Annotated in this window: 4 protein-coding genes; all 4 read right to left on the reverse strand. The window is 43.3% G+C overall.

Annotated features, from left to right (window positions below; all coding sequences use genetic code 11):
* Positions 1-400: 400 nt before the first annotated feature.
* Positions 401-682, reverse strand: a complete 282-nt coding sequence (ihfB, locus tag IQR33_RS20810) for an integration host factor subunit beta (protein ID WP_005385816.1) — start codon at positions 680-682, stop codon at positions 401-403.
* A gap of 213 nt (positions 683-895) precedes the next feature.
* Positions 896-2,566 (reverse strand): 30S ribosomal protein S1, encoded by a 1,671-nt coding sequence (gene rpsA, locus IQR33_RS20815; protein WP_005385817.1) that lies wholly within the window; start codon positions 2,564-2,566, stop codon positions 896-898.
* A 110-nt stretch (positions 2,567-2,676) separates the two neighbouring features.
* A complete protein-coding gene (cmk, locus tag IQR33_RS20820) occupies positions 2,677-3,357 on the reverse strand; it encodes a (d)CMP kinase (protein WP_021033981.1) in 681 nt (226 codons plus the stop codon).
* 208 nt (positions 3,358-3,565) lie between these two features.
* A complete protein-coding gene (gene sohB / locus IQR33_RS20825; RefSeq protein ID WP_193837570.1) occupies positions 3,566-4,627 on the reverse strand; it encodes a protease SohB in 1,062 nt (353 codons plus the stop codon).
* Positions 4,628-4,950: the final 323 nt, after the last annotated feature.

Genomic DNA, 4,950 nt, shown 5'->3' on the forward strand with positions numbered 1-4,950 from the left:
CAAGTGGAACTCTCCTTTTGCTAGAAGATAGTTAAAAGTCACGAGCTCTTGGTTTTGGGAACCTAACGCCAATGCAATTAAAAAGAGAGCTAAAACAGCAACGATTTTTATAATTTTCATGTTACATCACCCTTCTAGGAGTAAGTCGGTAAGATTATGCAGGAAAATGCTTCTTCAGACTACGTATATTAGCAATAATCTATACCCAAGTAACCTCAAGATGCTTAGTTTGTAGACATGCTTAGAAGTTAAAGTTATTTGGGTATAGAAAGCAGCAAGGAAAACGGCTGAATCCACAATTAGATTAGTAAACGATCTTGGATGTATGACTAACTTGGATACATTACAAAAAAGCGGCATACACAAACGTATGCCGCTTTTTCAAACTAATAAGAGTGCATTAACCAATATTTACACGCTCACGAAGTTCTTTACCAGGTTTGAAATGTGGAACGTATTTACCTTCCAATTCCACTTTATCGCCCGTTTTAGGGTTACGACCTACGCGAGGCTCGCGGTAATGAAGAGAAAAACTACCAAAGCCACGGATCTCGATACGGTCACCGCTCTCTAGTGTAGAGGCCATGTGCTCTAAAATATCTTTTACAGCATCCTCTACCTCTTTCGCTGATAAGTGTGTTTGCTCAGCGCAGAGTCTTTCAATCAGTTCAGACTTAGTCATAGTTGCCCTCTTTGAGTATCTTTATCACTTATTATAGTAAGTAATACTAATTCCAACAAACACTTGCTGACAATTCTAGACAAATTTTATGCAAAATGCGCAATGAAGAAATGCCTTTTATTAAGATAGTTTACTGTCATTAGTATTACTACTTAAATATGACCAAATATAAAAAAGGAGCCTTGCGGCTCCTTTTTTGCTTAAGCGAGTATATTATTCGCCTTTAGCAGCTTTGAAAGCGTCAGCCATTGCGTTACCGAATGCATTGTCATCTTGCTTGTTGATAGATGCCATTGCTTCTTGCTCGTCAGCTTCGTCTTTAGCTTTGATAGATAGGTTGATTACGCGGTTCTTACGGTCTACACCTGTGAACTTCGCTTCAACAACATCACCAGCGCTTAGGATTAGAGAAGCATCTTCTACGCGATCGCGTGATACTTCAGAAGCACGGATGTAACCTTCAACGCCTTCTGCGATTTCAACAGTAGCGCCTTTAGCGTCAACAGCAGTTACAGTAGCGTTAACTAGAACACCTTTCTTGTTGTCAGCAACGTAAGCATTGAATGGGTCATTTTCCATTTGCTTGATGCCTAGAGAGATGCGCTCACGCTCAGCGTCTACTGCTAGAACAACTGCAGAGATCTCGTCGCCTTTCTTGTACTCACGTACAGCTTCTTCGCCAGCAACATTCCAAGAAATGTCAGATAGGTGAACTAGACCATCGATGCCGCCTTCTAGACCGATGAAGATACCGAAGTCAGTGATAGACTTGATCTTACCAGTAACTTTGTCGCCTTTAGCTTGTGCTTCAGCGAATGACTGCCATGGGTTAGCTTTACACTGTTTCAGACCTAGAGAGATACGACGACGTTCTTCGTCGATTTCAAGAACCATAACCTCAACTTCGTCGCCAACATTAACAACTTTAGAAGGGTGGATGTTCTTGTTAGTCCAATCCATTTCTGAAACGTGAACTAGACCTTCAACGCCTTCTTCGATTTCAACGAAGCAGCCGTAGTCAGTTAGGTTAGTTACGCGACCAGTTAGTTTGTGACCTTCTGGGTAACGCTTAGCGATTGCTACCCATGGATCTTCGCCTAGTTGCTTAAGACCTAGTGATACGCGAGTACGCTCACGGTCGAACTTAAGAACTTTAACTTGGATCTCGTCACCAACGTTAACGATTTCAGATGGGTGCTTAACGCGCTTCCAAGCCATATCAGTGATATGTAGAAGACCGTCAACGCCACCTAGGTCAACGAACGCACCGTAGTCAGTAAGGTTCTTAACGATACCTTTAACTTCAGAACCTTCTTGTAGAGTTTCTAGAAGCTCGTCACGCTCAACGCTGTTCTCTGATTCGATAACTGCACGACGTGAAACAACTACGTTGTTACGTTTTTGGTCAAGTTTGATAACTTTGAACTCTAGCTCTTTGTTTTCTAGGTGAGCAGTGTCGCGGATTGGACGTACGTCTACTAGAGAGCCAGGAAGGAAAGCACGGATACCGTTTAGTTCAACAGTGAAACCGCCTTTAACTTTACCGTTGATGATACCAACAACAGTTTCAGCTTCTTCGTAAGCTTTCTCAAGTACGATCCAAGCTTCGTGACGCTTAGCTTTCTCACGAGAAAGTTGAGTTTCACCGAAACCATCTTCAACAGCGTCTAGAGCTACGTCTACTTCAGCGCCAACTTCAACTTCAAGTTCGCCAGCAGCGTTCTTGAACTGTTCAGCAGGGATAGCAGATTCAGACTTAAGACCAGCGTCAACAAGAACGAAACCGTTCTCGATAGCTACTACAGTACCTTTAACGATGCTGCCTTGTTGGAATTCTGTTTCGTTTAGAAACTCTTCAAAGAGTTGAGCAAAAGATTCAGTCATTTAATTAATCTTCAATAAATTAAACTTCCACGGGTATCCTACCGCATGGGGTTATTAAATTCGCCAGTCATCATCCTTGCGACCAACGCTCTTAGCCTAGTCGAGTATTATTACTCAGCTAGCTTCGATTCGATATATTGTAGTGCCTTTTCTACTACTTCGTCGATAGTCATCGACGTAGAATCTAGCACAAGCGCATCCTCAGCAGGGCGTAATGGCGCCACTGGGCGGTTACGATCTCGGTCGTCACGCTCTTGGATCTCGCTTAAAAGGTCAGCAAATCTAACATCTAACCCTTTCTCTTGCAACTGTTTAAGGCGTCGATTTGCACGCTCTTCAGCACTCGCATCAAGGAAGATTTTTGCTTGCGCACTCGGGAATACAATTGTGCCCATATCACGACCATCAGCAACCAGACCCGGAGCGGTCTCAAATGCACGCTGACGACGTAGTAATGCTTCACGAACACGTGGCAAAGCCGCAACTTTAGATGCTGCCATACCCGTTTCTTCTTTACGAAGCTCCCCTGACACATCTTCGCCTTCTAGAATGACCTTAACTAAGTCACCTTCCGCGATAAATTGAACGTCTAGGTGTGTTGCTAGTGGGACAAGAGCATCTTCTGACTCGGTGTCGACACCGTGGTGAATCGCAGCGAGTGCAAGTACACGATAAATTGCGCCAGAATCTAAGAGTTGGAAACCCAACTTTTTCGCCAGCAACATACATAAAGTGCCTTTACCTGCACCACTAGGTCCATCTACGGTTACAACCGGAGTTTGAGAGGACATGTTCTTCTCCACCAATAGTTTCTTTTCAGCAATTTGCTCGGTTTTCGAGGCGCACATTATACGGGTAATCAGTCTTTGGAGCGAGGAAAAATGTCGTGTAAAGCATTACACCTAATGCGTAATTGGATTCATCAATAAACATAAAGTTCAACAAAAACGGCGAGAGCTTCCGCCCTCGCCGTTTTAAATGTCATGAACTTAAGCTCGATTAAACAATCGGCTTTTGACCACGCTCAGCTAACTTTAAAATCACACTATCAGCGACTTTACCCGCCACACCTGCTAGCTTGTCGGCCAGTTTTTTCTTTTGTACATAATGCACAGAAAGTACAGTTTTATCTTTGCATGCCGCAACAACGATATCATCAGATGTACTAATGTCATCCACCAAACCAAGCTCTTTCGCTTGTGTGCCGAACCAGTGCTCACCAGTGGCTACTTTGTCTAGGTCCAAACTAGGACGACGCTCACAGATGAAGTCTTTAAACAAGACATGTGTTTCTTCAAGTTCTTGCTTAAACTTATCGCGCGCTTTATCGGTATTCTCACCGAACATCGTTAGCGTGCGTTTATATTCACCCGCTGTTAGTTGTTCGTACTCAATGTCATGTTTCTTCAACAGTTTGTTGAAGTTAGGAATCTGTGCGATAACGCCAATAGAACCCACAATTGCAAATGGTGCAGAAACAATTTTATCTGCTACACATGCCATCATGTAACCGCCACTTGCCGCAACTTTGTCAACAGAGATGGTCAGAGGAAGACCCGCAGCTTTGATTCGGTCCAGTTGAGAAGAGGCAAGGCCGTAACCATGAACCATACCACCGCCAGACTCTAAGCGAAGTAACACTTCATCACCTTCACGTGCGACAGCCAAAATAGCGGTGATTTCTTCACGTAGAGACGCGACTTCTTTTGCGTCTATGCTACCGTTGAAATCAAGAACAAATAGGTGTGGTTCACGCTTGCTATCTAATGAACCGTCTTTGCTCGCTTGTTTGATTTCTTTCTCGCGAGATTTGTTCTTCTCTTTTTCTTCTTTCTTGACGGCTTTATCTCGAGCCTTGATGAAAGCATCGTCATGCAAATGATGCTCTAACTGCTCAACAGATTGTTTGTGTTGCTCTGAAAGGTTGGTAATCTCTAACTCCCCTTTCGCCGCACCCGATTTGCCACCAGCCGATTTTGCAATAATGAGCAGAACAATTATCGCAGCAACCACCGTGATAATTTTGGCCAGAAACAGACCATAATCTAATAAAAATTCCAACGAGAGCTCCTTTATCTCATTTCAGATGACGTTAGTATGTTACGCAGAAACATCAGCGAGAAGGCAGCGCGGTTTGTAACCACTTGTTCTGATTGATAGCATACCTAACGAAAGTTCTGGAATTGGTATAACACATGAATTGGTGTATTGTAACCATCTTGTCACGATTACCAAGATTTTCCATTGAGAAACAGGCGTTTTTTAGCGTCAATTAACTATCATGGACCCTCTTACAATAATAAGGATTTATCGCCGTGAACTACTCCGTTTCAGCTGATGCTCTAAAAGGTAAAGTCATTCTTGTTACTGGCGCTGGTAATGGC

This window comes from Vibrio sp. OPT46, assembly GCF_015163535.1.
In the GTDB taxonomy this organism is placed as follows: Bacteria; Pseudomonadota; Gammaproteobacteria; order Enterobacterales; family Vibrionaceae; genus Vibrio; species Vibrio alginolyticus.

Bases quoted from the DNA above. Each gene is read 5' to 3' on its own strand.
- ihfB (WP_005385816.1), bottom strand. From the start codon at position 682: ATGACTAAGTCTGAACTGATTGAAAGACTCTGCGCTGAGCAAACACAC.
- rpsA (WP_005385817.1), bottom strand. From the start codon at position 2,566: ATGACTGAATCTTTTGCTCAACTCTTTGAAGAGTTTCTAAACGAAACA.
- cmk (WP_021033981.1), bottom strand. From the start codon at position 3,357: ATGTCCTCTCAAACTCCGGTTGTAACCGTAGATGGACCTAGTGGTGCA.